Origin of the sequence: Pseudoalteromonas sp. US3C1004 (assembly GCF_048401065.1) — a bacterium.
Taxonomy (GTDB): Bacteria; Pseudomonadota; Gammaproteobacteria; order Enterobacterales; family Alteromonadaceae; genus Pseudoalteromonas; species Pseudoalteromonas undina.
This window is the reverse complement of the sequence record NZ_CP183073.1, coordinates 2267507-2291906: the sequence shown is the minus strand read 5'-3', so window position 1 is coordinate 2291906 and position 24400 is coordinate 2267507. Positions and strand designations below refer to the sequence as shown.

General features: G+C 40.2%; 23 protein-coding genes. 20 read left to right on the top strand and 3 right to left on the bottom strand.

The genetic code is table 11. The features are described 5' to 3' along the window. The first annotated feature begins 32 nt into the window (after positions 1-32). From flgB to fliD, 16 genes are all read left to right on the top strand, one after another. Complete coding sequence (gene flgB, locus ACNSN3_RS10730) at positions 33-443, top strand: flagellar basal body rod protein FlgB (protein WP_418607303.1); 411 nt, start codon at positions 33-35, stop codon at positions 441-443. Between the two features lie 2 nt (positions 444-445). Further along, complete coding sequence (gene flgC, locus ACNSN3_RS10725; RefSeq protein WP_008113068.1) at positions 446-877, top strand: flagellar basal body rod protein FlgC; 432 nt, start codon at positions 446-448, stop codon at positions 875-877. Positions 878-890: 13 nt separating this feature from the next. Continuing rightward, positions 891-1568, top strand: a complete 678-nt coding sequence (locus ACNSN3_RS10720) for a flagellar hook assembly protein FlgD (RefSeq protein ID WP_054201736.1) — start codon at positions 891-893, stop codon at positions 1566-1568. Between the two features lie 56 nt (positions 1569-1624). Then, positions 1625-2986, top strand: a complete 1362-nt coding sequence (gene flgE, locus ACNSN3_RS10715; RefSeq protein WP_054201735.1) for a flagellar hook protein FlgE — start codon at positions 1625-1627, stop codon at positions 2984-2986. Positions 2987-3122: 136 nt separating this feature from the next. Further along, a complete protein-coding gene (locus tag ACNSN3_RS10710; RefSeq protein ID WP_010387878.1) occupies positions 3123-3866 on the top strand; it encodes a flagellar basal body rod protein FlgF in 744 nt (247 codons plus the stop codon). Positions 3867-3887: 21 nt separating this feature from the next. After that, positions 3888-4676 carry a flagellar basal-body rod protein FlgG gene (gene flgG, locus ACNSN3_RS10705; RefSeq protein ID WP_010387879.1) on the top strand — a complete coding sequence of 263 codons (789 nt, stop codon included), beginning with the start codon at positions 3888-3890 and terminating at the stop codon, positions 4674-4676. A 14-nt stretch (positions 4677-4690) separates the two neighbouring features. Then, positions 4691-5374: a flagellar basal body L-ring protein FlgH gene (gene flgH, locus ACNSN3_RS10700; protein WP_054201734.1), complete on the top strand. Its 684-nt coding sequence runs from the start codon at positions 4691-4693 to the stop codon at positions 5372-5374. A gap of 12 nt (positions 5375-5386) precedes the next feature. Further along, on the top strand, positions 5387-6481 hold the full coding sequence (locus ACNSN3_RS10695; RefSeq protein ID WP_008113075.1) for a flagellar basal body P-ring protein FlgI: 1095 nt from the start codon (positions 5387-5389) through the stop codon (positions 6479-6481). A 150-nt stretch (positions 6482-6631) separates the two neighbouring features. Continuing rightward, entirely contained in the window at positions 6632-7627 is a 996-nt protein-coding gene (gene flgJ / locus ACNSN3_RS10690) for a flagellar assembly peptidoglycan hydrolase FlgJ (protein ID WP_418607299.1), read from the top strand. A 1-nt stretch (position 7628) separates the two neighbouring features. Beyond that, entirely contained in the window at positions 7629-9635 is a 2007-nt protein-coding gene (flgK, locus tag ACNSN3_RS10685; RefSeq protein ID WP_075169687.1) for a flagellar hook-associated protein FlgK, read from the top strand. A gap of 2 nt (positions 9636-9637) precedes the next feature. Further along, a complete protein-coding gene (flgL, locus tag ACNSN3_RS10680; RefSeq protein ID WP_075169686.1) occupies positions 9638-10897 on the top strand; it encodes a flagellar hook-associated protein FlgL in 1260 nt (419 codons plus the stop codon). A 272-nt stretch (positions 10898-11169) separates the two neighbouring features. Then, entirely contained in the window at positions 11170-12570 is a 1401-nt protein-coding gene (locus ACNSN3_RS10675) for a flagellin (RefSeq protein WP_054201729.1), read from the top strand. 278 nt (positions 12571-12848) lie between these two features. Beyond that, positions 12849-13943 carry an FG-GAP repeat domain-containing protein gene (locus tag ACNSN3_RS10670; RefSeq protein ID WP_138687326.1) on the top strand — a complete coding sequence of 365 codons (1095 nt, stop codon included), beginning with the start codon at positions 12849-12851 and terminating at the stop codon, positions 13941-13943. Between the two features lie 549 nt (positions 13944-14492). Next, complete coding sequence (locus ACNSN3_RS10665; RefSeq protein ID WP_054201728.1) at positions 14493-15893, top strand: flagellin; 1401 nt, start codon at positions 14493-14495, stop codon at positions 15891-15893. Between the two features lie 99 nt (positions 15894-15992). Then, positions 15993-16379 carry a flagellar protein FlaG gene (locus tag ACNSN3_RS10660; protein WP_054201727.1) on the top strand — a complete coding sequence of 129 codons (387 nt, stop codon included), beginning with the start codon at positions 15993-15995 and terminating at the stop codon, positions 16377-16379. Between the two features lie 30 nt (positions 16380-16409). Continuing rightward, complete coding sequence (fliD, locus tag ACNSN3_RS10655) at positions 16410-17834, top strand: flagellar filament capping protein FliD (RefSeq protein ID WP_054201726.1); 1425 nt, start codon at positions 16410-16412, stop codon at positions 17832-17834. Between the two features lie 186 nt (positions 17835-18020). Here the strand turns inward: fliD and ACNSN3_RS10650 are convergent, their stop codons facing one another. Both ACNSN3_RS10650 and fliS read right to left on the bottom strand, forming a co-directional pair. After that, positions 18021-18344 (bottom strand): hypothetical protein, encoded by a 324-nt coding sequence (locus tag ACNSN3_RS10650; protein WP_175573828.1) that lies wholly within the window; start codon positions 18342-18344, stop codon positions 18021-18023. Next, entirely contained in the window at positions 18344-18739 is a 396-nt protein-coding gene (gene fliS, locus ACNSN3_RS10645; protein ID WP_109874274.1) for a flagellar export chaperone FliS, read from the bottom strand. The genes ACNSN3_RS10650 and fliS overlap by 1 nt, the downstream gene beginning before the upstream one ends. A gap of 365 nt (positions 18740-19104) precedes the next feature. On the opposite strand from fliS, the gene ACNSN3_RS10640 reads away from it, so the two are divergent. Next, positions 19105-20541, top strand: coding sequence for a sigma-54 dependent transcriptional regulator (locus ACNSN3_RS10640; protein WP_010387896.1), 1437 nt, complete (start codon positions 19105-19107; stop codon positions 20539-20541). A gap of 114 nt (positions 20542-20655) precedes the next feature. On the opposite strand, the gene ACNSN3_RS10635 is transcribed toward ACNSN3_RS10640, so the two are convergent. After that, positions 20656-21243 (bottom strand): DNA-3-methyladenine glycosylase I, encoded by a 588-nt coding sequence (locus tag ACNSN3_RS10635; RefSeq protein WP_109874275.1) that lies wholly within the window; start codon positions 21241-21243, stop codon positions 20656-20658. A 129-nt stretch (positions 21244-21372) separates the two neighbouring features. Here ACNSN3_RS10635 and ACNSN3_RS10630 point away from each other — a divergent pair, with 129 nt between their 5' ends. The 3 genes from ACNSN3_RS10630 (at position 21373) to fliE (ending at position 24394) form a co-directional block, all read left to right on the top strand. Further along, the gene (locus ACNSN3_RS10630) at positions 21373-22488 is read left to right on the top strand and encodes a sensor histidine kinase (RefSeq protein ID WP_075169684.1); all 1116 of its coding nucleotides are present in this window, start codon (positions 21373-21375) and stop codon (positions 22486-22488) included. Next, on the top strand, positions 22481-23905 hold the full coding sequence (locus ACNSN3_RS10625) for a sigma-54-dependent transcriptional regulator (RefSeq protein WP_054201724.1): 1425 nt from the start codon (positions 22481-22483) through the stop codon (positions 23903-23905). Before ACNSN3_RS10630 ends, ACNSN3_RS10625 begins: the two co-directional genes overlap by 8 nt. A 156-nt stretch (positions 23906-24061) precedes the next feature. After that, positions 24062-24394: a flagellar hook-basal body complex protein FliE gene (gene fliE / locus ACNSN3_RS10620; protein WP_010387900.1), complete on the top strand. Its 333-nt coding sequence runs from the start codon at positions 24062-24064 to the stop codon at positions 24392-24394. Positions 24395-24400 lie beyond the last annotated feature (6 nt).

Genomic DNA, 24400 nt, shown 5'->3' with positions numbered 1-24400 from the left:
ATTGGTACTAAGTCAATTTTTTGGAGATAGTTATGGCTATCAGTTTTGATAAAGCATTAGGCGTGCATCCGCATGCGATGTTGATCCGTTCGCAAAGAGCAGAAATGCTCGCTACTAATATCGCAAATGCTGATACGCCCGGCTATAAAGCAAAAGATATCGACTTTGCCTCAGCATTAAAAACGGCAAAGTCTAACCAACTAAGCGGCAATACGATGGTAAGAACCAACGAAAAACACATTGCCGGTGGTACCCGTAGTGTAGGTGGTAATGATTTATTTCGTACGCCAAATCAAACAGATACAGGTGATGGTAACTCTGTTGATATACAAGTGGAACGGAACTTGTATACACAGAATGCTATGGAGTATCAGGCCAGTGTCCAGTTTCTTAATGGTAAATTTAAAGGCCTGAAAAAAGCCCTCGGTAGTCAAGGAGCCTAATTATGAGTTTATATAATGTGTTTGATATTGCAGGTTCGGGTATGAGCGCGCAAAACGTGCGATTAAATACCACCGCAAGTAATATCTCTAATGCCAATACAATTAGCTCTTCACAAAATGAAACGTACCGAGCGCGACAACCTGTATTTGCTGCGGAGCTAACAAAAGCGTCAGCTTCAGCAAGCAACCCACAGGGCTCTGCCGTTGGTGTGAAAGTGTTAGGAGTGGTTGAGAGTGATAAACCACTACAAATTGAATATAACCCAAACCACCCGAGTGCGGATGAAAATGGTTACATTTATAAACCCAACGTGAATGTTGTTGAGGAGATGGCAAATATGATTTCTGCGTCTCGCTCTTATCAGACAAATGTTCAAGTTGCTGATGCAGCTAAGCAAATGTTAAGTAAAACACTGCTGTTAGGTCAGCGGTAACTGAGGGTAGCTCATGAGTAACGATATTAGTACTTCTTCATCCTACATGGACTCTTTACGTTGGCAAGATAAGCAAGTGCCACAAAAAGAAGACAGTGATGCGTTAACCCAAGAAGATTTCTTTTCGTTGTTAACACAGCAGTTGTCATATCAAGATCCCAGCAAACCAGCTGATAACGATCAGATGATTGCACAAATGACAAACTTTACCATGGCTGAAGGAATATCAAATTTAAACTCTAACTTTGAGTCTTTAGCCGCGTCGATGACATCAAATTCGGCATTGCAAGCATCAACACTGGTAGGCAAACAAGCTTTGTTGGAGTCGGATACCCTGGAGCTTAATGAGTCGGGTGAATCAAGAGGTTCTGTTGTAGCTGAAAAGCCAGTCGATAGTTTAATGATTCGCATTGAAGACGCATCAGGGCAATTGGTTAAAACTATAGATTTAGGCACTCAGCCTGCAGGAGCTATCCGCTTTGCATGGGATGGTACCAATGAAGACGGTGAGCGTCTACCTCCTGGTGAATACAATGTAGCGGCCGAAGGTAGTACAAATGGGGAATTTTCAAGCCTCCCATTAGCTACATTCAAAAATATTGAGAGTGTTAATATTAATGGTTCAAGCGGCATTATTATTAACACCAGAGAAGGTGCGGTTAGGCTGACTGATGTCGCAGAAATCGCGTAATAGATTTTATATATTTTTTAGTCAATAGACTAAACATTTCAGGTTAGAGGTTAATTATGAGCTTCAATATTGCATTAACAGGCCTTGCTGCCGCACAAAAAGATTTAGACGTTACCGCCAATAACATTGCTAACGTAAATACCACGGGTTTTAAAGAATCTCGGGCTGAGTTTGCTGATGTATATGCATCATCTGTATTTAGCGCAAATAAAACTAAAAACGGTGATGGTGTGCAAACCACTATGGTTGCACAGCAATTTCATCAAGGTTCATTAAAGTTCACCCAGAACTCATTGGATTTAGCGATTACGGGTGAAGGTTATTTTGCGATGTCAAATGATCTTGGTGCGCAAGACTTTACTTATACGCGTGCAGGCGCGTTTAAACTCAACAAAGATAACTTTGTTGTTGATGCAAAGGGTAACTATTTACAGGGGTTCCCTGTGGACGCATCAACAGGTGATACAACTTCAGTTAGTTTAAGTACTTCCTCTGCAATACAAATCCCTGATTCGTCAGGTTCGCCTAGATCAACTACAAATGTTTACTCATCATTCAACTTGAACTCGACGGCAGATGCCCCTGGCGTTGCTTTTGACCCAGAAGATAGGACAACATACAATTCGTCTACTTCTACGACGATTTATGATTCGTTAGGTGAACCACATGTTTTGCAATACTTTTTTGCAAAATCTGACCCAGTGACTAATCCAAATGAGTGGCAGGTATACACAACACTAGACAGTAAGGTTATTGATCCAGCAACAGGTGGTGAACAAGCTGCAGCTCCATATGTACCAACAGTTACTATGGGTTTTGATTCCAATGGTGTGCCAAGTACAACAAATGGAGCACCTAATATCGACCCTAGAACGTTTGATGAAATTGTATTACCAGCAACAGCAACGACTGGTTTATCGTCATTGTTAACAAATGGTGCTTCTTTTCCAGATACAGGCGTTGAGTTAAATTGGCGCGATGAAGCTGGTACTGATAAAAAATTGCCAACACAATTTGCGAGTAACTTTGAAGTAAAAGCGCTTGAGCAAGATGGTGCAACAGTTGGGCGTTTAGCTGGTATTGAAATTGGCGCAGATGGTAAAGTTGTAGCGTCATATAGTAATGGTGACTCAACCTTTTTAGGCCAAGTAGCTCTGGTGCGCTTTTCAAACTCTCAAGGCCTGCAACAGGTTGGAGATACCGCGTGGAAGAAAAGCTTAACGTCAGGGGAGCCAATTGCAGGTGAGCCTAATTCAGGGACTTTGGGGTCAATTAACTCAACGGCTCTTGAGCAATCTAATGTTAATTTAACCAATGAGCTTGTTGATTTGATTAGTGCACAACGTAATTTCCAAGCAAACTCTCGTGCACTTGAAGTGAATTCAACATTACAACAAAATATCTTACAGATCCGATAATCAGGTTTTATCATTTTTTAAGGCTGCTTCATGCAGCCTTTTTTATATCCTTCCTTTAAATCAAATATCGGATTAAATTTAATTTGGCACTTATATTGCATTTACCCATATATAGATTTCTTAATGAGTCGATGTTATGGATAAAATGGTCTACATAGCCGCATCTGGCGCTAAACAAAGCATGCAGGGGCTTGCTCTTAAAGCCAATAATTTGGCAAATGCGAATACCACTGGGTTTAAATCTGATTTTGCGCAAGCGCGATCAATGCAGGCTTTCGGTGAAGGTTTGCCGACTCGTGTTTTTGCAATGCAAGAGCGCCCAGGATCAAACATGACATCGGGCGGTATTGTGGAAACAGGTCGCAGCCTTGATATCGCTATGAGCGATAACGCCTGGCTCAGTGTTCAGGACGCCTCTGGTAATGAAGCCTACACAAAAGTGGGTTCGTTAAATATAACAGCTGAAGGTATGTTAACTACCAGCGACGGTCGTCAAGTTATTGGCGAAGGTGGGCCAGTCATATTACCTGTACCGATTGAAAAAATTGAATTTAGTAAAGATGGCACTATTCAAGTTCGCCCTCAAGGTGCACCGGCTAACTTTTTAGAAGAAGTTGATCGGCTAAAAGTGGTTGATGCAAACAACGCCACGCTCGAGAAGGGCAACGATGGCTTATTTAGAGCTAAACCAGGCCAAATAGTTGAAACATCAGCCAATGTACAAGTATTAGGTGGCACATTAGAAAAATCGAATGTAAATCCTGTGCATGAAATGGTCGATATGATCAGTCACCAACGCCAATTTGAATTACAAGTAAAACTGATGAAAACAGCTGAAGAGATTGACGAACGTCAAGAACAGCTGATGCGCATCGTTTAACTTTAACGTGAGGATATTATTATGAATCCAGCATTATGGATAAGTAAAACAGGGCTTGACGCTCAACAAACTGATATATCGGTTATATCAAATAACTTAGCGAACGCCAGTACAGTGGGTTACAAAAAAAGCCGCGCTATTTTTGAAGACTTGCTTTACCAAAATATTAATCAACCAGGCGGTCGCTCATCGCAAGACACCGAAATGCCGTCAGGCTTAATGCTTGGTGCGGGTACTAAGGTAGTGGCTAACCAAAAAAACTTTTCGCAAGGTAATATGCTCACTACTGAAAATTCATTAGATTGGATGATTTCAGGCCCTGGTTTTTTTGAAGTACTGCAACCAGATGGCAATATTGCTTATTCGCGTAACGGCCAGTTTACTACCGACGGCGACGGGCGTGTTGTCACCTCGGGTGCTGGTTATGTTGTTCAGCCTGAAATGAATGTACCTGACGATGCACAGTCGATCACCGTATCTCAAGACGGTGAAGTGTCAGTTCGCGTTAAAGGTCAGGCCGAAAACGTGGTTATTGGTCAGATCACGATTAGTGATTTTATTAATCCGTCGGGCCTTGAACCTATAGGTCAAAACTTATATACCGAAACCGCGGTAAGCGGTGCGCCTGTTCAAGGTAACCCAGGTGTTGAAGGTTTAGGCACGATTATTCAAGGTTCACTTGAAACATCAAATGTAAATGTGACCGAAGAATTAGTTAATTTGATTGAAACGCAGCGCGTTTATGAGATGAACTCAAAAGTGATCTCAGCCGTTGATGAAATGATGAGTTATATCAATCAACAGTTATAGTTTTGGGGGGTTGTATGCGTAATGTTATGTTATTTACAGTAGGGACTTTACTATTAAGTGGTTGTGTAGCTACACAAAATAATGAGGTAGTACAAGATGATCCCTATTATGCACCTATGTATCCAGAGCCTAATATGGAGCCAGTAGTCGCAACCGGCTCTTTGTTCAGTACACAATTATCGAATGACCTATATGCCGATAAAAAAGCACTGCGAACAGGCGATATCATTACTGTTAAATTACAAGAGTCGACCCAAGCGACTAAAGCAGCTAAAACTGAAACAGATAAAGAAACCGATGCCAGCCTCGACCCTGTTATTGGCTTAGGTGGTTTGCCGGTAAATATTGGTGGCGATAGTATTCAATTTGGTATTGGTAGTGACTCCTCATTTAAAGGTGACTCAAAATCAAATCAATCAAACAGCTTAGTTGGCGATATTTCGGTTAACGTGATGCGAGTACTACCAAATGGTAATTTAGTAATTCGCGGTGAAAAATGGCTAACGTTAAACACCGGTGAAGAATTTATTCGCCTAGAAGGGTTAGTGCGTCCGCAAGATGTCAATGCCGATAATACTGTTGAGTCTAATCGAATTGCGAATGCACGTATTCAGTATTCAGGTAAGGGTCAAACTCAAGAGGCACAAAGCCCGGGTTGGTTAACGCGTTTCTTTAGTAGCTCATTGTTTCCCTTTTAGAGGACATTCGACATGAATGGTTTTAAAGTTTTTTGTTTTATGGTGCTACTAGGCTGGCAATTTACTGCCAGTGCTGAGCGAATTAAAGATGTATCTATGGTCGAAGGGGTGCGCTCAAACCAATTAGTCGGGTATGGATTGGTAGTGGGTTTACCGGGAACTGGTGAGCAAAGCCGTTTTACCGAGCAAAGCTTTAAAGGCATGCTCAATAGTTTTGGTATTACGTTACCAGCTAGTTTAAAGCCAAAAATTAAAAATGTTGCAGCGGTTGCTGTTCATGCTGAACTCCCGCCATTTAGAAAGCCAGGGCAGACTATTGATATAACCGTATCATCGATTGGCAGTGCAGGCAGCTTGCGCGGTGGCACATTATTACAAACATTCTTAAAAGGGGTTGATGGTAATGTTTACGCCATCGCTCAAGGCAGTTTAATTGTAGGTGGCCTAGGTGCTGAGGGGCTTGATGGCAGTCGCGTTGTGATTAATACGCCAACGGTAGGACGCGTGCCAAATGGTGCAACCGTTGAGCGTGCTGTTAAAAGCCCATTTATGCAAAATGACTATATTACTTTTAATTTAAACCGCCCTGATTTTACTACTGCTAAACGTTTAGAGAAAACCATTAATGATTTAATTGGTCCAAATAGCGCTCAAGCACTCGATGCAGCCTCTATTCGCGTTATTGCCCCACGTGATGCCTCGCAGCGCGTATCGTACTTATCAACTCTTGAAAACTTAGAGTTTAAACCAGCGGATACTTCGGCAAAAATAATTGTTAACTCACGTACTGGCACCATTGTTATAGGTAAAAATGTAAAATTACAACCTGCGGCAATTACCCACGGTGGTTTAACAGTAACGATTGCGGAACAACAAAATGTAGCGCAGCCAAATCCTTTAGCAGAGGGTGAAACCGTGGTTACTCAGCAAAGTATTATTGATGTTAATCAAGATGATTCACGCGCTTTTGTATTTGACCCAGGTGTAAGTCTTGATGACTTAGTACGTGCAATTAATGAAGTAGGAGCTGCCCCGGGTGATTTAATGGCTATTCTTGAAGCGCTCAAAGAAGCCGGTGCAATTAACGGTCAGCTTGTTGTAATTTAGTTTTATAAGACTCTAAGCCCTAGGGCCTAGGGTCTTTAACCCTTAACCTTTCATCCTTAACCTTTCATCCTTAACCTTTCATCGCTACTCTTCTTTTGGCTCAATTATTGCATTTAACTAGGTATTATTAATTATTGTGTCAAAAAGCTGATGGAAACAAATCATCTAGATAAACAAAACTTTTTTGATTTAGGCAACTTAGACTCTTTGCGTCGAGATGCTCTAAACAGCGGTGATGCATCAACCGATGCATCTAAAGCGGCGTTAAAAAAAGCAGCGGCACAATTTGAAGCTATTTTCACCCAAATGCTGCTTAAAAGTATGCGCAAAGCCAATGAAGCTTTCGAAGATAAAGAAAGCCCGTTTAATGCTAGTGGCGTGAAGTTTTTTGAAGAAATGCACGACCAACAGATGGCTACCGAGCTTTCATCAAATGGCTCTTTGGGTCTTGCAGATTTAATTGTGCAGCAATTATCGCCAGATGGAAAAAACTTTATGCCAGGCTCTGTTCTTCGCACAACGTCAGATTTCTTTAGTGACCAACGTGCGGGTGGCACCTTACCTCATCAAGAAAACCAAAAGGTCACTGAAAAAGTACCGCTCGTTGATTCAACTGAAAAAAGCGAACAAAACATAGCGTCTGGCACATTTGAAAATGCTGAGGAATTTGTAAGCACCATGTGGGAACACGCAAAAACAGCGGCTAAAAAAATTGGTTTAAATCCGGCGGTTATGGTCGCACAAGCAGCATTAGAAACTGGCTGGGGTAAACATATTATTAGTAAAGGTGATGGTAATAGCTCAAACAATTTATTCAATATTAAGTCAGATAAAAGTTGGCAGGGTGAAAAGGCCAGTAAAGTCACTTTAGAGTTTGAGCAAGGTGCTGCAGTTAAAAAGCAAGCAAGCTTTAGAGCGTATGATTCGATAAAAGATAGCGTGAATGATTTTGTGGATTTTTTAACACAGAACCCGCGCTATCAAGATGCATTAAACAATACGGCAAAGCCGCATAAATTTTTAGACTCTTTACAGCAAGCTGGTTATGCAACCGATCCTAACTATGCAGACAAAATAAAAAGAGTGCTGAACAGTAACGAATTGAAGAATATCGCCACAAGCGTGATCCGCCAAGGAGTAGAGTAACATGTCGTTTAATTTATTAAATATTGCTAATTCAGGAATAAGAGCAAACTCTGAGTTATTGCAAACGACAAGTAAAAACATTGCAAATGTTAATACCGAAGGGTATGTACGTGAGCGCACCGAATTTACCACCATGATTGATAATCAGGTAGGCCGTGGTCAAACGTATCGTTTATTGAATGAGTTTGCGCAAAAGCAATTAAACCGAGATACTTCAAATAAAAGTTTTTTTGATCAATTTGTTAGTGAAGCGAGTCGGGTTGATCAAATTTTTTCAGAAAAATCAAACAGCTTATCAACTAGTATCAACTCAATGTTTAATAACGTGCAAGAAGCTCTTAATCAACCTTCATCAACAGTTGCTCGTTCGTTGGTGATGAGTGATGCGCAAAACCTGATTGATCAAATGGACAGGCTTGCAGGTATTGTTTCAGAGCAAAAAGCGGTGGTTAATGAGCAATTAGAGATTTTTTCAGAAGAGGCGAATACGTTAATCGAAAGTATTAGTTCGTTAAATCAAGAGATAGCGGGTGTTCATGGTACTAACAATGAAGCCGATGCGAGTTCGGCTTATAACGAACGTGATAAAGCAATACGTGATTTATCAAAACTGATTGATATAGAAACGTTAGATGGCCCAAATGGCGAAAAACAAGTGTTTATGGGCACAGGCGAAGCCGTTGTTATGCAAAATGGCTCATTTAATTTATTTTCGATTAGTGGCGACCCAGATACAAGCTTTAAAGAATTACGCCTAGATGTAAATGGCGGTAAGGCTGTGCCACTAGATATAGACCCTACTAAACTCAAAGGTAAAATTGGCGGTTTATTAGCGTTTAGAGACGATATTTTGGTGCCTGCTCAAAATCAAATAGGCCAGATGGGGATAGCACTTGCTGATTCGTTTAATCAGCAAAATCGTTTAGGTATGGATGCAAATGGCGAGCTTGGAGGCGATATTTTTAATATCCCAACAGTGAGTGGTTACGCATACCAAGCGAATACAGGTACAGCGGCAATAAAGGCAACCATTGAAGCAGGTAAAGGCAGTGAACTGCCAGCAAGTGACTTTGTGATCACTTATACGGGTAATCCTAACGAAGTAAGTATTCAGCCTATTGATAATAAAGGTGAACCTTTAGGCACAGCCTCTTTAGCAACTATTCCACCCAGTGGCATTATCGATTCAGCCGCTATTACCAGTGGGGAGTCGTTTGGTTTAGAGCTAAACGTAACCGGAGCCGGTAATGCCGGTGACCAATTTCAGGTAAAACTTAATAGTGGCGCGGCAGGTAATATATCGCTGACAACAGGTCGAGGCGAAGACATTGCCTTAGCCTCTCCAATTAGAACAGCTGACGGCCTAGATAATACAGGCACAGGCAGTATTTCACCGGGTAATGTCACCGATGTAACCACGGGTAGTTTTAGTAATCCTTTGGATTTAGCAAATGGCCCTATTAGCATTGTTAAAACAGCCAATGCTAATGAATATCAACTTACTGATGGTAATGGTACAACTACGTTTACGGTTACACCGCCTGCTAACAATATACTCGCTCAAGCCGGGGCACCATACGATGGTTATGGCTTTGATTTTAATATTGAAGGCGTACCAGCAACGGGAGATACCTTTAATTTAGAATTTAATGAAGGTGGTTTTGATGATAACCGCAACGGTCAAAAACTTGCTGACTTACAAAACACCGATTTAGTACGTCAAAATGTAGTAGCGAGCGCCTCAGCTGATAATCATAAAACATTGAATCAGGCCTATGCTGGGTTAGTAACCGATGTTGGTGTAGTAACCAGTCAAGCAAAAACCAATGGTGCTGCATTTGATGCTTTAGCACAACAATCAGAAGCCTGGTACGAATCGTTATCGGGCGTAAACTTAGATGAAGAGGCGGCTAATTTGCTGCGTTTCCAGCAATCTTATGCTGCTTCTGCACAAGTATTAACTGCAGCGAGAGCTATTTTTGACACCTTATTGAGTGCGGCGAGGTAATTATGCGTTTATCAAATAATTTAATGTATCAAAGTCAAATTAATAAAATTTTAGATAATCAACAGGGCGTTGCAGGCGCTTTAGAGCGAGCAAACACAGGTCAAAAGTATTTGAGTACCTCTGAAAACCCAGCTGCTATATCGCAAGGGATGTTGTACACCAATAAAATAGAAACCAATGAGCAGTTAACTAAAAATATAAAGCAGCTAAATGGTCGCTTATCAACCGAAGAAAGCATACTTAAAGGTATGAACGACACTATTTTAGAGGCGCAAATGCTAACCATACGAGCGGGCAATGGTTCGTTAGGTCAAAGTGATTTGGCTTCAGTTGCCAGTGAACTAAAAGAATTGCAAAAATCGCTGCTTAACTTAATGAATAGTCAATCAGAAGGGGGGAAATACCTATTCTCTGGCTATCAAGACGATATTCAAACCTATACATTTAATAGCACTAATGGCAAATACGAATACCAAGGCGATCAAGGCCAGCATGAAGTGACGATCGCAAAAGGGGTTGAGATCAAATCAAGTGATAATGGTTTTAATGTATTTGAACGAGTTGATGCACGTCTTGATGTGGTGTCGAATGATGGAGCGCCATCAGGCGGCATTACCGCAGGGACTGTTTATGTTGAAAACCAAGGCGAGTTTGATCGCTTTCATAAAGATAATTATAACTCAGACCCAGATCCGCTTATTTCTCCAACGATCAATACCTATAACGTTAATGTTATCCCTGGTGCAACGCCTTCAGCGCCTGATCAGTATGAAATATTACGTGATGGTAATCCTCTTGTACCACCTGTTACTGGTGAAGTAACTGATGAGCCGATTGAGTTTGCAGGCATGGAAATTCAACTTGAAGGTGTAGCACCCGGCCAACTTGATTTCACCCTTGAAAAGCCAGGTAAAGAAAATGTGCTTAATACGCTTGAAGATCTGATCACTAGTCTAAATGACGAACAACTTGATGGAGCGCAAATTAACCAAGCGTTATCGGATGGGTTAATTCAGCTTAAAAATGCCAGTGAGCAAATTGTGTTTACTCAGGCTGGCCTAGGTGGGCGTATGAACGTGGTGGAGCGTGTGACCGATTCAAACAGTGCTCTAGATATTAATAATCAAGACAACAGAGCGAGCTTAATTGAAATTGATCCTGCTGCAGCCATTAGTGAACTCGCTAAACAGGAGGCAGGTTTAGACAGATCGATGGCGACTTTTGGTCGCTTGGCTAAACTTTCATTATTCGATTATTTATAAATACCATCCAAGGCAGGTTATTACTTAAAGAAAAATAGGTAATAACTTGCCTTAACAAGGCGGCAAAAAACTGTCACCCCTTTTTCTCTTCTGTCAAAAAAACGCTAGCCCTCAATTTAAAGCCGTAATAAATCAAATTTAGTTGTTATAAAACAGTATTTTAACTTTTTTTTGTTAATTGGCACAACTAATGCATTTAGCTAGTTATAGAAAGTGTGGTTTTTGCTTAAATATTTTGAACCACATTCTGATTGAAACTAGGAGATGGTAAAATGGCTTTAAGCGTAAATACAAATGTTGCATCACTTAATGGGCAACGCAATCTATCTAAATCTAGCATGGCACTTGAAACCTCAATGCAGAGACTATCATCTGGTTTGCGTATTAATAGCGCAAAAGACGATGCTGCAGGTTTACAAATTGCCAACCGACTAACGTCTCAGGTAAATGGCCTAACGGTTGCTCAGCGTAATGCCAACGATGGTATTTCAATGGCGCAAACTGCTGAGGGTGCGATGCAAGAGTCTGCAAACATTCTGCAACGTATGCGTGACTTATCACTGCAATCAGCGAATGGCTCAAACAGTGCTGTTGACCGTGCATCCCTGCAAAAAGAAGTAGCAGCCCTGCAACAAGAGCTTACTCGAATTGCAGACACCACCAAATTTGGTGGAACCAACTTACTTGATGGTACATTTGGTACTAAGCAGTTCCAGGTAGGTGCTAATGCCAATGAAACCATTAATGTTAGTTTACGTAATGTTGCTGCCGATGCTATTGGTTCTAATGAAATTGATGGGCCTGGTACTGTATTTGGTGTAGTTGCCGCAGGCAGTATGGCCGCTAACGAAGTTGTCGCTGCTGGTTCACTAAATATTAATGGTACTGATGTTGCTTTCGGGGCCAATGATGGCGCCGATGGGGTTGCTAATAAGATTAATTCAGCCGCGTCAGGCGTTACAGCCGAGGCTCGCTTAGAGGTAGTTATTGGTGGAATAACAAACCTTGATAATGCAACAATTAATATTGGTGATGATAACTATGATTTAGGCACATATGGTGGCGAAATGGCTCGTTTAGCTGAAGATATGGTTGCTGATGGTTATGATGCAGTTTATGACTCTGATGCTGGAACGATTACGCTAAAAGCAACGGGTGTTGATGGTATCGAATCTGTTATGGATGCAGGTACTCCAGCTGGTGGATTAACATTTGACGGAACTGCTGCAGCTACAGCGGCGGCTTCAAAAACGTCAGAAATTAATTTGTCATCACCGAATAAAATTGGTATTTCAAATGATGGTTCAGCGAATGAGCTAGAGATGTTTAATGGTGCATTGAGTGAGTTATCATCGGTTGAAGCGATAGATATTAGTGGTACAACTAGTGAGGGGGCTCAATCGGCAATTCAAACAATTGATGCTGCATTGGCACAAATAGATACTCAGCGTGCCGATTTAGGTGCGGTGCAAAACCGTTTTGGCTTTACCATTGCCAACCTTGCTAACGTATCTGAAAACGTGTCAGCTTCGCGTAGCCGTATTCAAGATACCGATTACGCGCTTGAAACCGCAACGTTAACTAAAAACCAAATCATGCAACAAGCCGGTACTACTATTTTGTCTCAGGCAAACCAGTTACCACAGGCCGCATTAAGTCTACTCGGTGGTTAAGTAACAGTTTTATAATAAGCTTGAATCATTTAGCGCACCTACTTAGGTGCGTTTTTTAATTTAAAAGATGATGCCTCAAAAAGTACTAAATTTAATAATCATAACCGCAATTAAAGTTTAGCATTTCCACCACCCACTTAAATTACGCTATACAATTTGTTTTTTCGAACAAATATTGCGCTTTATTTTTGTACCTATTTTAGCGATAAATTGCTTGCATTGCATATAATGATATTTTATGCTCAATTTTTAATTGGATAATAAAAAGGAATTAACAAATGAACATTAAATATAGTGTACTTTATGCGACTGTCTCTCTAGCTTTAACAAGCTTTAGTGCTTTAAGTGGTACAGGTGGCTTTATTGATTCGGGACAAGCGTTAGGGAATGGAGGTGTGTTTTCTCTAGCAATAGCTGATATTGACAACGACGGCGATTTAGATATTGCTACCTCTATTCCTAGAGGTGCGCGTATTTTTATAAATGATGGTTTGGGTAACTTTACCGACTCTAGTCAATCAATTGATTTTAGTAAACAAATGTATGCTTACTCTGTGAAGTTTGCTGACTTCAATGGAAATGGTTATGTAGATTTGGTTATTGGAAATAATAGCGGTGGAAACAAAGTTTTATTTAATGATGGAACGGGTATGTTTGCTGACACAGGGCAATCTCTAGGTAATGGTGGAACCCAAGCCCTAGCTGTAGGTGATATGGATAATGATGGCGATATAGATATAGTAGCGGGAAATTTTGGAAGCTATAATCGAGTTTATAAAAATAATGGGACTGGCATATTCAATAGCTCCTTTAGCCTAAAAGAACCAAATAAGAAAAACTTAACAAGAACACAAGCAATTTCAGTTGGAGATTTTAACGGCGATGGTCGGTTAGACGTATATGCAGGTAATATAAATGAAGATACTGTGTATATGAGTAATAAATATGGACAGCTTAGGACGGTTAGCAAAACTGCTGGTGAATATCATGCTCCAGGAGTTGCTGTTGGCAACATTAATAATGATTCATATCAAGATGTTATAACTGCCGGTTGGCTTACGTATAACAGAATTAGAAAAGGCTCTGGGTTAACTGTAAGTCGCAATGTTGGAAAGCCTAATGATTATACTTGGGGCGTTGTTCTTGGAGATGTAGATGGCGATGGCTATGATGATTTAGTTGAAGCTAATGCTCTTGGTAATGCTAATAAAGTATACTTAAATGATGGCTCAGGTACCTTTTATGATAGTGGCCAATCGCTAGGTAATAATAGTAGTCGTGCTGTAGCTCTTGCTGATTTAGATGGTGATGGCGATCTTGATATTGTTATAGCTCATCAAGATGCCCCTGTTTCTATATATTTTAATAATTAAGCTTTAATCTTAAATGTTAAAAAATAAAATGAAAGCTAATTCAGGAATTAGTAGGTAAGCCAGCGTTGCTTATTACTTTGCTGTACTCTTTTAAATTAGCTAAGTGTTTTTATCCCTTAGAGATAGACCGGTTGTTAGTCAGATGATGACAACCGGCTGATATCGCGCTTATACTTTAAATACTACAAACAAGATAACAGCTGCATTTACTTAATATAAAGCTTCACCTACAAATCATTTAAATACATTTATTATTCTATCAACCTTTATAGTAAATAAATTATTAAAAGAGGCATTTAAAATAACTACTACATGTTTAACTTGTACCCTAAATGCTAATCCAATACTTAACCTTTAAAATATAACTCCTTTAAAAACAGTAGCCTGAATTGAAAGGGTGAAAAAAACACTATTTTTTTAAAAAAAAGCTAAAGGTAATTTTATAACGGCCGTTAACTTAATTAGAACGGAGCTTGAACAGATTTTTATTGTGATGGCTCTTGGTTAAAATCAATTAGTTACATTACGAAAGTAATCAGGAGTTATAACATGGCTTTATCAGTAAATACTAACGTTGCATCACTAAATGCACAAAGAAATTTATCAAAATCTAGCGATGCGTTAGGTACATCAATGCAACGCCTTTCATCTGGTATGAAAATCAATAGCGCGAAAGATGATGCGGCAGGTCTACAAATTGCTAACCGTCTTTCTTCACAAATTAATGGTTTAGGTGTTGCTCAGCGTAACGCTAACGATGGTATCTCAATGTCGCAAACTGCTGAGGGTGCGATGCAAGAGTCATCAAACATCTTACAACGTATGCGTGATCTATCTCTACAATCAGCTAATGGTTCAAACGATGCTAACGCTCGTGCAGCACTACAAAAAGAAGTTGGCGCATTACAGCAAGAGCTTACTCGTATCGCTGAAACGACTAAATTTGGTGGTACAAGCTTACTAGATGGTTCGTTCGGTACTAAACAATTCCAAGTAGGTTCAAACGCCAACGAAACAATCAACGTAACTTTGCGTGATGTATCAGCAGATGCGATTGGTGCAAATGAAATTGATGGTGCTGGTTCTGTATTTGGCGCAGCTGCTGCAGCTGGTGACATGGCTACAAATGAAGCTATAACAGCAGGTACGCTTAATATTAATGGTGTCGATGTTGCACTCTTAGCTGATGATGGTGCTGATGGTGCTGCAGCAAAAATAAATGCTGCTGCTACAGGCGTAGTTGCTGAAGCTCGTTTAGAAGTGACTATTGCTGGTATCACTAATACAGATAACGCTACGATTAATGTTGGCGATGACAACTATGATTTAGGAACGTATGGTGGTGAGATGTCTCGCTTAGCTGAAGATATGGTTGCCGATGGTTACGATGCAGTTTATGACTCTGATGCTGGAACGATTACGCTAAAAGCAACGGGTGTTGATGGTATTGAATCTGTTATGGATGCAGGTACTCCAGCTGGTGGTTTAACATTTGATGGAGTAACTGCATCTACAGCAACGGCTTCAAAAACATCAGAAATAAACTTATCATCACCGAACAAAATTGGTATTTCTAATGATGGAACTGCCGATGAAACTGAATTGTTTAGTGGTTCTACAAGTTCTTTGACATCAGTTGAAAGTATTGATATTTCTGGGGCAACAAGTCAAGGTGCACAAGATGCAATTCAAACAATTGATGCGGCGCTTGCGCAAATTGATGCACAACGCGCAGACTTAGGTGCGGTACAAAACCGTTTTGGTTTTACCATTGCTAACCTTGCAAACGTATCAGAAAACGTGTCGGCTTCTAAAAGTCGTATCGAAGATACAGATTATGCTGCAGAAACAGCTAAACTAACTAAGAACCAGATTATGCAACAGGCTGGTACAACAATCTTAGCTCAGTCTAACCAGTTACCACAGGCAGCACTTAGCTTATTAGGTTAATTTAACAATAAGCTCTATACTTAACTACTAAGGAAGGGGCAACCCTTCCTTTCTTGTATAGGTATAAAGCTTTATATCGCTTTATAGTAGGAGCGAATTATGGAAACGCAAAGTTTAAATCTAAATATCAGCTCAGCGCAAAAAGGTGAGGTTACCTCAAGTTACCAAACCCCATCACAAGTTAAGCAAAACGCTGATGAACAAAAGAATACACCCATCACCACCACTGCAAGTAATAGTGAAGTTTCTGAAACAGAGTTATCACCTGAAAAACTAGAGAAGGTGGTACAGCAATTGCAGGACTTTATGGGCGAAATGAACCGTAGTCTACAGTTTAAAGTGGATGAGGATTCTGGCCGTAATGTTATTAAGGTGATTGATAAAGAAAGTGGTGATTTAGTTAAGCAATATCCCTCAGAAGAAGTGTTAGGAATTGTTGCTAAATTAGCAGAAGCCACCGGCGTATTGGTTGATTTTAAAGTTTAGTTTGAGCAAATTTTTAAGAGGGTAAGTATTATGGCTATTTCATTTACAGGTATAGGTTCAGGGCTTCAAGTTAATGAAATTGTAACTGCTTTAGTGAATGCTGAAAAAAGCCCTTACCAAGCTCGAGTAACTAAACAACAAGCAAACTTTACTACTGATATATCTGCAGTAGGTACCCTAAAAGCCTCTTTAGAAGAGCTTAATGGTTCACTAGAATCATTAGGTGACATCGAAAACTTTCAAAAGCGCACTATCAGTGGTAGTGATGATTTTGTTTCTTTAAGTTCTGAAAAAAATGCGCAAACCAATAATTATTCTATTAAAGTGAATGCGTTAGCCGAAAATCATAAGTTAACCTCAAGTGCCATCGCGGGTGATCAAGCTGTGGGAGAGGGTAAGCTCACTATTAGTTCTGGCTCTAACAGTTTTGACATAAATGTGTCAGACACAGCAAAGCTGGCTGATATACGTGACGCGATTAATAATTCTACCGATAACGACTCAGTTAATGCTACTATTATTACCGATGATACGGGGCAGCGATTAGTGTTATCAAGTAAAGAAACCGGCGCAGAAAACGCAATAAAAATTGTAGTTGATGATGTCGGTGATGGTGATAATACAGACTTGTCTGGCTTGTCTCGTCTTGCGTATGATAGTGATACAACATCAACAACGTATGCTGAAAACTTAAACGAAGTAACAGCAGCGACCGATGCTTCAATTACGATTGACGGAACGCTTGTGGCCTCAAGCAGTACCAATGAGTTTAAAGATGTTATTGAAGGCGTTACCATTAATGCTAAAAAAATTCACAATGCAGACGATGATTTAAGTAAAGCAACTATCACTGAAAATAACAATAATGTTGCTGCTGGATTAAAGTCGTTTGTAGAGAAGTTTAATGCATTTATTGATTTATCAAATCAGTTAGGTCGCTCTAGCGCTGAAGAGGGCGTTGGTGCACTTGCGGGTGATTCATTACTTAGAGGCTCTGTAAACCAAGTACGCTCGATGTTAACATCTGAATTTAGCACGGGTAATGGTAATACCGACTTTTTAGCTAACTTTGGTATTAGAACTGAGCGCTCAGGTAAGTTAAGTATTGATTCTGACGCTCTTAAAGCTGCGGTAGAAAGTGATCCACAAGCTATCCAAACGTTTTTTGTTGGCGAAAATGACGGTGATGGTTTTGTTGGCCAGTTAGATACTGTTATTAAAGGTTATACGGCCTCTGATGGTATTATTAGTTCACGTATTGAAGGGCGTGAAACACAACTCGATAAGCTACAAGATGAAGTTGATGCATTTAATAGCCGAATGAAAAAGTATGAAGAGCGATTATATAGCCAATACAATGCCATGGATATATTAGTTGCTAACCTAAACTCGACAGGAAGTTACTTGCAGCAACAATTAGCTAACCTACCGGGTGTGGCTAAAAAGTCTAGCTAAATAGCATTGTTTAGTAAATAAAGCCTGGCTTGTTAGTCAGGTTTTTTTATACCTGTTCGCTTATTGGTAATTAACGACGCTTGGTTTATAGTGAACTTTCAGGCTATAAAAATACAGAGTGATAAATCAATTAATCACTCTGTAAAGGGGAATAAAATAGGGGGTTAGCTAAGGCAAGCAGTGTTTTTAAATATTAGATTTATACTTATTTACAGCTTTTTTATTTTTTTGATTACCAACTATTTTAACCGCTAATAGTTGCTTTTGATTATCTATTTTAACAGATAGCTGTTCTATTAGGTTGATTAAAAACTCAAGTTCAGTGGCTGAATAATGAGTTTTTTCTCTAGAAAGTGAGCTACTTATGTGAACATCAAGTTTATTATGAATATTCAGCGCTTGGTCAATATCCCAATCCTCTGAGTCATTAATCAAGCTTACTAATTCATTGCAATATGCTCGAGTCTCACTATCTTTAACTTGTGAGCTTGTAACCCGATTTAAAGACATTATAGTTGTGGTTCTCTTTGTTCAAATGGAATTGCTTCCCAACCTGATTTTATTTCCTTAATCAAGGTAATTACTTCATCAATTTTTTCTATATCGTTCTCGAGGTTTGCGGTTAGTAAGCATCGCTGACAATAATCATATAAAGAGTCTAAGTTAGTTGATACTTCATTATTATGTTCAAAATTTAATACTTGCTGCAAAGCACCAAGTAGCACAATACAATCAGAGATTGCGTTGCCTTTTTTTTCTAACTCTTTACGTTCAATAAATCCTTTTGCAGCAGAGAGCTTGCCAACAATATTTACAAACACGAGTTTAACTTGGTCGTAGGGAGTCATCTCTTTAACGCTGCTAACTGTTATTTGACGGTATTTATTGATTGATGCATGAGCCATGGGTAATTCCTCAAATTTTAATTACTGTGTAGAACCTTAAGCAAGTTTAGTTCCAACATAAGTTTGACTATTACTTATCGGCAAAAACAGTCACACCTTTAAGTAATAATAGCACTTTTTATGAGTTTCTTCTGTGTAGAGTCGCATCATCATCAGTGGCAAAACGTGTTAGATAATTCACCCTAAGTAGGTATGCTGTTATAAATAGTTAAAGAGTTATTAGTTATAAAGTATTGGCTTTTTAGGCTGGGTGTCTGTTTTTTGGCGTTAATGTCAAAAAATCGCCGCTATTACTTGCATCCAAATCCAACTGGCTTACAATTTGATTAATAAAACAAATTAGTGAAATAAATGGCTCGCTAAAAATGATCTTAATTTTAGATAATAATAATAATCGCTCTATTGGATTATATGCATCGCTTACTTTTATTGGTGAGGCGGTACAGTTGCAAACAGAAGCTGACTTTGAGCAGGCATGTAGTCACTATCAAAATAAAGAATGTATTGTGGTGTTAGGGGCGCTGCAATCTTTAGATCATGAAAGTTTAATTAAACGCTATCCAACATTTCCTTTTTTACTTATTGGTGAAACGCTCAAACCGCTACTGAGTCTCGCCAATGTTGTTGGACTAATTTGTGAGCCATTTACTCATGAAGTTACCACTCAGTTACTACATGATTGTCAGCAATATCAGCGTATGCTGCCTCATGAGCATCAACATAATAAAGAAAAAAGCACCTTTGATGGCCTTGTAGGTGAAACCAAAGCCGTAAAAGACTTACGCTTTTTAATTACGCAGGTTGCTAAAACCGATGCCAACGTACTTATTTTAGGTGAGTCGGGCACGGGTAAAGAAGTGGTTGCTCGTAATGTGCATCTGCTCTCTAAGCGTAACAAAGGCCCATTTGTACCGGTAAATTGTGGGGCAATTCCTGCGGAGCTACTAGAAAGTGAACTATTTGGCCATGAAAAAGGTGCATTTACCGGGGCTATTTCAGCACGTAAAGGCCGGTTTGAATTGGCGCAAGGTGGCACGCTATTTTTAGATGAAATAGGGGATATGCCGCTGCAAATGCAGGTTAAGTTACTGCGAGTACTACAAGAGCGTAGCTATGAGCGCGTTGGCGGTACCAAAGCGATTCAAGCAGATGTACGTGTTATTGCTGCAACCCACCGCGACCTTGAAAGCATGATTGAAAAAGGCTCGTTTCGAGAAGATTTATACTATCGCTTAAATGTTTTTCCTATTGAGAGCCCATCACTTGCTCAACGTGCAGAAGACATCCCTTTGCTACTTAAAGAGCTAATGCGCCGTGTAAATGAACAAAGCGGTACTACGGCTAAGTTTACAGAGCGTGCTATTGATAGTTTAAAAGAGCATTCTTGGCCGGGTAATATTCGTGAGCTTGCGAACCTAGTTGAGCGTATGGTTATTATGTTCCCAGACAAGGTGGTAGATGTTCCTGACTTACCTAACAAATACCGCTACATTGAAGTTGAAGCCTATGAGCCACAGTACCCAGAAGAACTGATGGAGCGTGATGCATTTAATGATATTTTTAGTGGCGGATTCAGCGAAGACGAAATAGACCTCGAAGATGATTTTGCTCAAGCAGCACCGGGTTTATTGCCCGATGAAGGTATTGAGCTTAAGGAGTACTTAGCTGAGCTTGAAATTAACTTAATCACCCAGGCATTAGAGCGCTTTGATTACGTTGTCGCCCGTGCTGCTGAAGTACTTGGCGTAAGGCGAACCACACTGGTTGAAAAAATGAAAAAATATAACCTTTCTAGAGATTGAGGGTTAAGTGCTGATATTAGGTACTAGGTGTAAGGTGTTAGGTTAGAAAAAATAAACACTGCGCTTAACTTTTAGAGCGGGTTTACCTCGCGTCTCGTAACCCGAAACCCGCCCTTAGCCTAATTTTTTAACTTCTTCCTTCCTAAAACAATCATTACTATGATCGTTAACCATTCCACAGGCCTGCATGTAAGCATACACTGTGGTTGGGCCTAAAAATTTAAAGCCACGCTTTTTTAAATCCTTCGCAAATAACGTCGATGCCTCAGTAACTGCAGGGTAGTCGGCCAGTGTTTCTAGATCGTTTACCTGAGGTTTATTACCAACAAACCGCCACTGATAATCACTAAAACTGCCAAACTCTTCTTGAATAGTAATAAAGCATTTTGCGTTATTAATTGTTGCGACAATTTTTAAGCGGTTGCGAACTATGCCCGCATTTTGCATTAATTTTTCTATGTCGTGTTCAGTAAAGGCCGCTACTTTGCGTACGTCAAAATTGGCGAAGGCGTTTTTATAATTCTCACGCTTTTTTAATATGGTATACCAGCTGAGTCCTGCTTGTGCCGATTCTAATGTCAAAAACTCAAAAAGTAGTTGATCGTCATACACAGGGACGCCCCATTCATGATCATGATAATCCACATAGTCAGGTTTTGTTGTATCTAACCATGGGCAACGGCACTGAGTTTCTTTATTCATGCATTTTCCTTTGCGCGTCATTTTTACGACACGTATTTTAATGGTTTAATCTATTGAATTTACTGGTAAATAATTTTGGTACATATTGTGCATTAGCCACTGTATCTACATTATTTTAGAGAGTTGATTATGGCCCTTGCAAGTGTGCTAAAACCCCAGTTTATTTCTGCTAATCAGTATAACCCATGTTTACTGCAAGAGGAGTATGTTGGTGAGTTGAGTGATTTGCGTCAACAGGCAAGTTGGCTTTCTCATTTAGTTGATACTATGCCTGCGGGCGTGATTGTACTCGATGGTAAAGGAATGATCGCTAAAGCGAATCAAATTGCTATCGATATGCTCGGTGAACCACTAGAAGGTGAGAAGTGGTTTAGTGTTATTCAGCGCTCATTTCGTCCTCATCAAGATGATGGTCATGAAGTGTCGTTAAAAGATGGACGCTTAATAAAACTCGATATTACCGCACTTGCGCCAGAGCCTGGGCAACTTATATTAATGACCGATTTGACTGAAACCCGACGCTTACAAAAACGAGTCGCGCATATGCAGCGTTTAAGTGCGTTAGGTAAAATGGTGGCATCTTTGGCCCATCAAGTACGCACACCGTTATCAGCAGCTATGTTGTATGCTGCCAACTTAGGCTCAAAGCGCTTACCGGAAGCATCACGCGGCAGTTTTCACACAAAATTAATGTCTCGCTTGAAAGATTTAGAAACCCAAGTAAACGACATGCTGCTATTTGCTAAAAGTGGTGATCAACAGGTAGTTGAGCAAGTGTCGATGCAACAGTTACTCAGTGAAGTAAAAGCCGGTGCTGATGCCATGGTAGCGCTCAATGATAGCGAATTAAATGTGAGCTTACCTGAACCCGATATAGAAATTATGGGTAATAAAACCGCATTAGCCAGCGCTATTCAAAACCTAATTCACAACAGTATTCAAGTTATTGGCAGTGGCGCGCAGGTTTACCTTAGCGCCCAGCGTGACAAACAAGACTCTGACTTTGTGCGCATTAGCGTTAGTGACAATGGTCCAGGCATTGACTTAGTTCAGAGCGAGAAAATATTTGAACCTTTTTATACCACTAAAAGCCAAGGTACAGGCTTAGGGCTTGCCGTTGTTAGTTCGGTAGCCAGTGCGCATCAGGGAAGGGTTGAGGCAAACAACAACCCACACGGGGGAGCAATTTTTAGTATGTTGCTGCCTATTAGTGTCACATCTAAATTAGGGGAGTCACATGAGTAACACTATTTTAGTTGTAGAAGACGACGCCGGACTTCGTGAAGCATTAATTGATACTCTAGAAATGTCGGGCATCGCTTGCACGGCAGCCAGCAGTGCAGAGCAAGCCATGTTGTTATTAAAAAAAGATGTATTTTCACTGGTGGTCAGTGATGTACAAATGGGCGAAATGAGTGGCTTGGATTTATTACGCAGTATTAAATTAAATCACCCTGATTTACCCGTACTTATGATGACGGCCTATGCCACTATTGATGATGCAGTTGAGGCCATGCGCCTAGGCGCGATTGATTATATGGCTAAGCCATTTGCCCCAGAAGTGCTATTGAACATGGTGAGCCGTTACTTACCTGAAAAGGAAAAAGAAACAGACGGTCCTATTGTTGCCGACCCTAGTAGTATTCAACTACTTGAACTTGCAGGTAAAGTTGCTCGTTCAGATGCCAGCGTAATGGTACTTGGGCCAAGTGGCTCAGGTAAAGAAGTGCTGGCACGGTATATTCATGACAAGTCAAAACGCTGCAATGAACCATTTGTAGCAATTAACTGTGCTGCTATTCCTGAAAACATGCTTGAAGCTACTTTGTTTGGCTACGAAAAAGGCGCGTTTACTGGTGCGATTCAGGCCTGCCCGGGTAAGTTTGAACAAGCACAGGGTGGGACTATCTTACTTGATGAAATCACCGAAATGGATTTAGGCTTACAAGCTAAACTACTGCGGGTATTACAAGAACGCGAAGTTGAGCGTTTAGGCGGTCGGAAAACTATTTCGCTAGATGTACGTGTGCTTGCAACCAGTAACCGCGAATTAAAAGAGGCCGTTGCTGAAAATCAGTTCCGCGAAGATTTATATTATCGACTCAATGTTTTCCCTTTACTGTGGCGACCTCTGTGTGAGCGTCCTGGCGACATTATTGTACTGGCTAAGCATTTAATTGAACGTCACTTAAGTAAAAGCAAAGAGCCAATGGCGTATCTAGATACAAGCGCTGAACAAAAACTACTTAGCCATAGCTGGCCGGGTAACGTTCGAGAGCTGGATAACGTTATTCAACGTGCTTTAATTTTACGCAGTGGCAGTACTATTGATGAGCATGCAATTTTTATCGAAAATTTAACCCCAACTCAGTTTGTGGTTGAAACAACAACAGTGCCGGAGCCTATAAAAAGTAATCTCAGTAACGCTTATTATGATGAAAAAACAATGCCCGAAGATGAGCAAAAAAATGATTTGCTAGCCCTAGACACGGGGAGTTATAAAGATGAACTTAAAGATAAAGAACATCGCATAATTTTAGAAACCTTGGCGCGTTGCCAAGGGAAGCGTAAAGAAGTAGCCGAAACCTTAGGTATAAGTCCACGTACTTTGCGTTACAAATTAGCGCAAATGCGCGATTTAGGTATTTCCCTCCCTGCATAACCTCAACAGCCCTAAAACTAAGTAACACATTTTAGGGCTGTCAAAACTCTGACTACGTAATTTTATAGTTCAACATATTGTTTTAATTGAATTTTATTTTTGGCATGTTTTGTGCTTTATTCTATTTAAGAGTTTACTGCATTATCAGAGACAATTATGAAAATTCAAAACAGTGCTTTATTTCAAGAAATGCAATCTATGGCTTCAGAAGCCACGCGTAGTAACCAAGTTAATAACTTGCCAACGCAAGTGCAATCAACGTCTACAGCACAGTTTGGTGATATGTTGAGTAATGCACTTAATACAGTGCATGAGCTTCAGCAAGACACAGGACAAAAAAGAAAAGCAGTTGAGATGGGCGATAGAAGCGTATCGCTTGCTGAGGCGATGATTGCTTCGCAAAAGTCTTCTGTGGCATTTGAAGCTACGGTACAGGTTCGTAATAAGCTTGTTGAATCTTACAAAGAAATTATGAACATGCCTGTTTAACTAGGT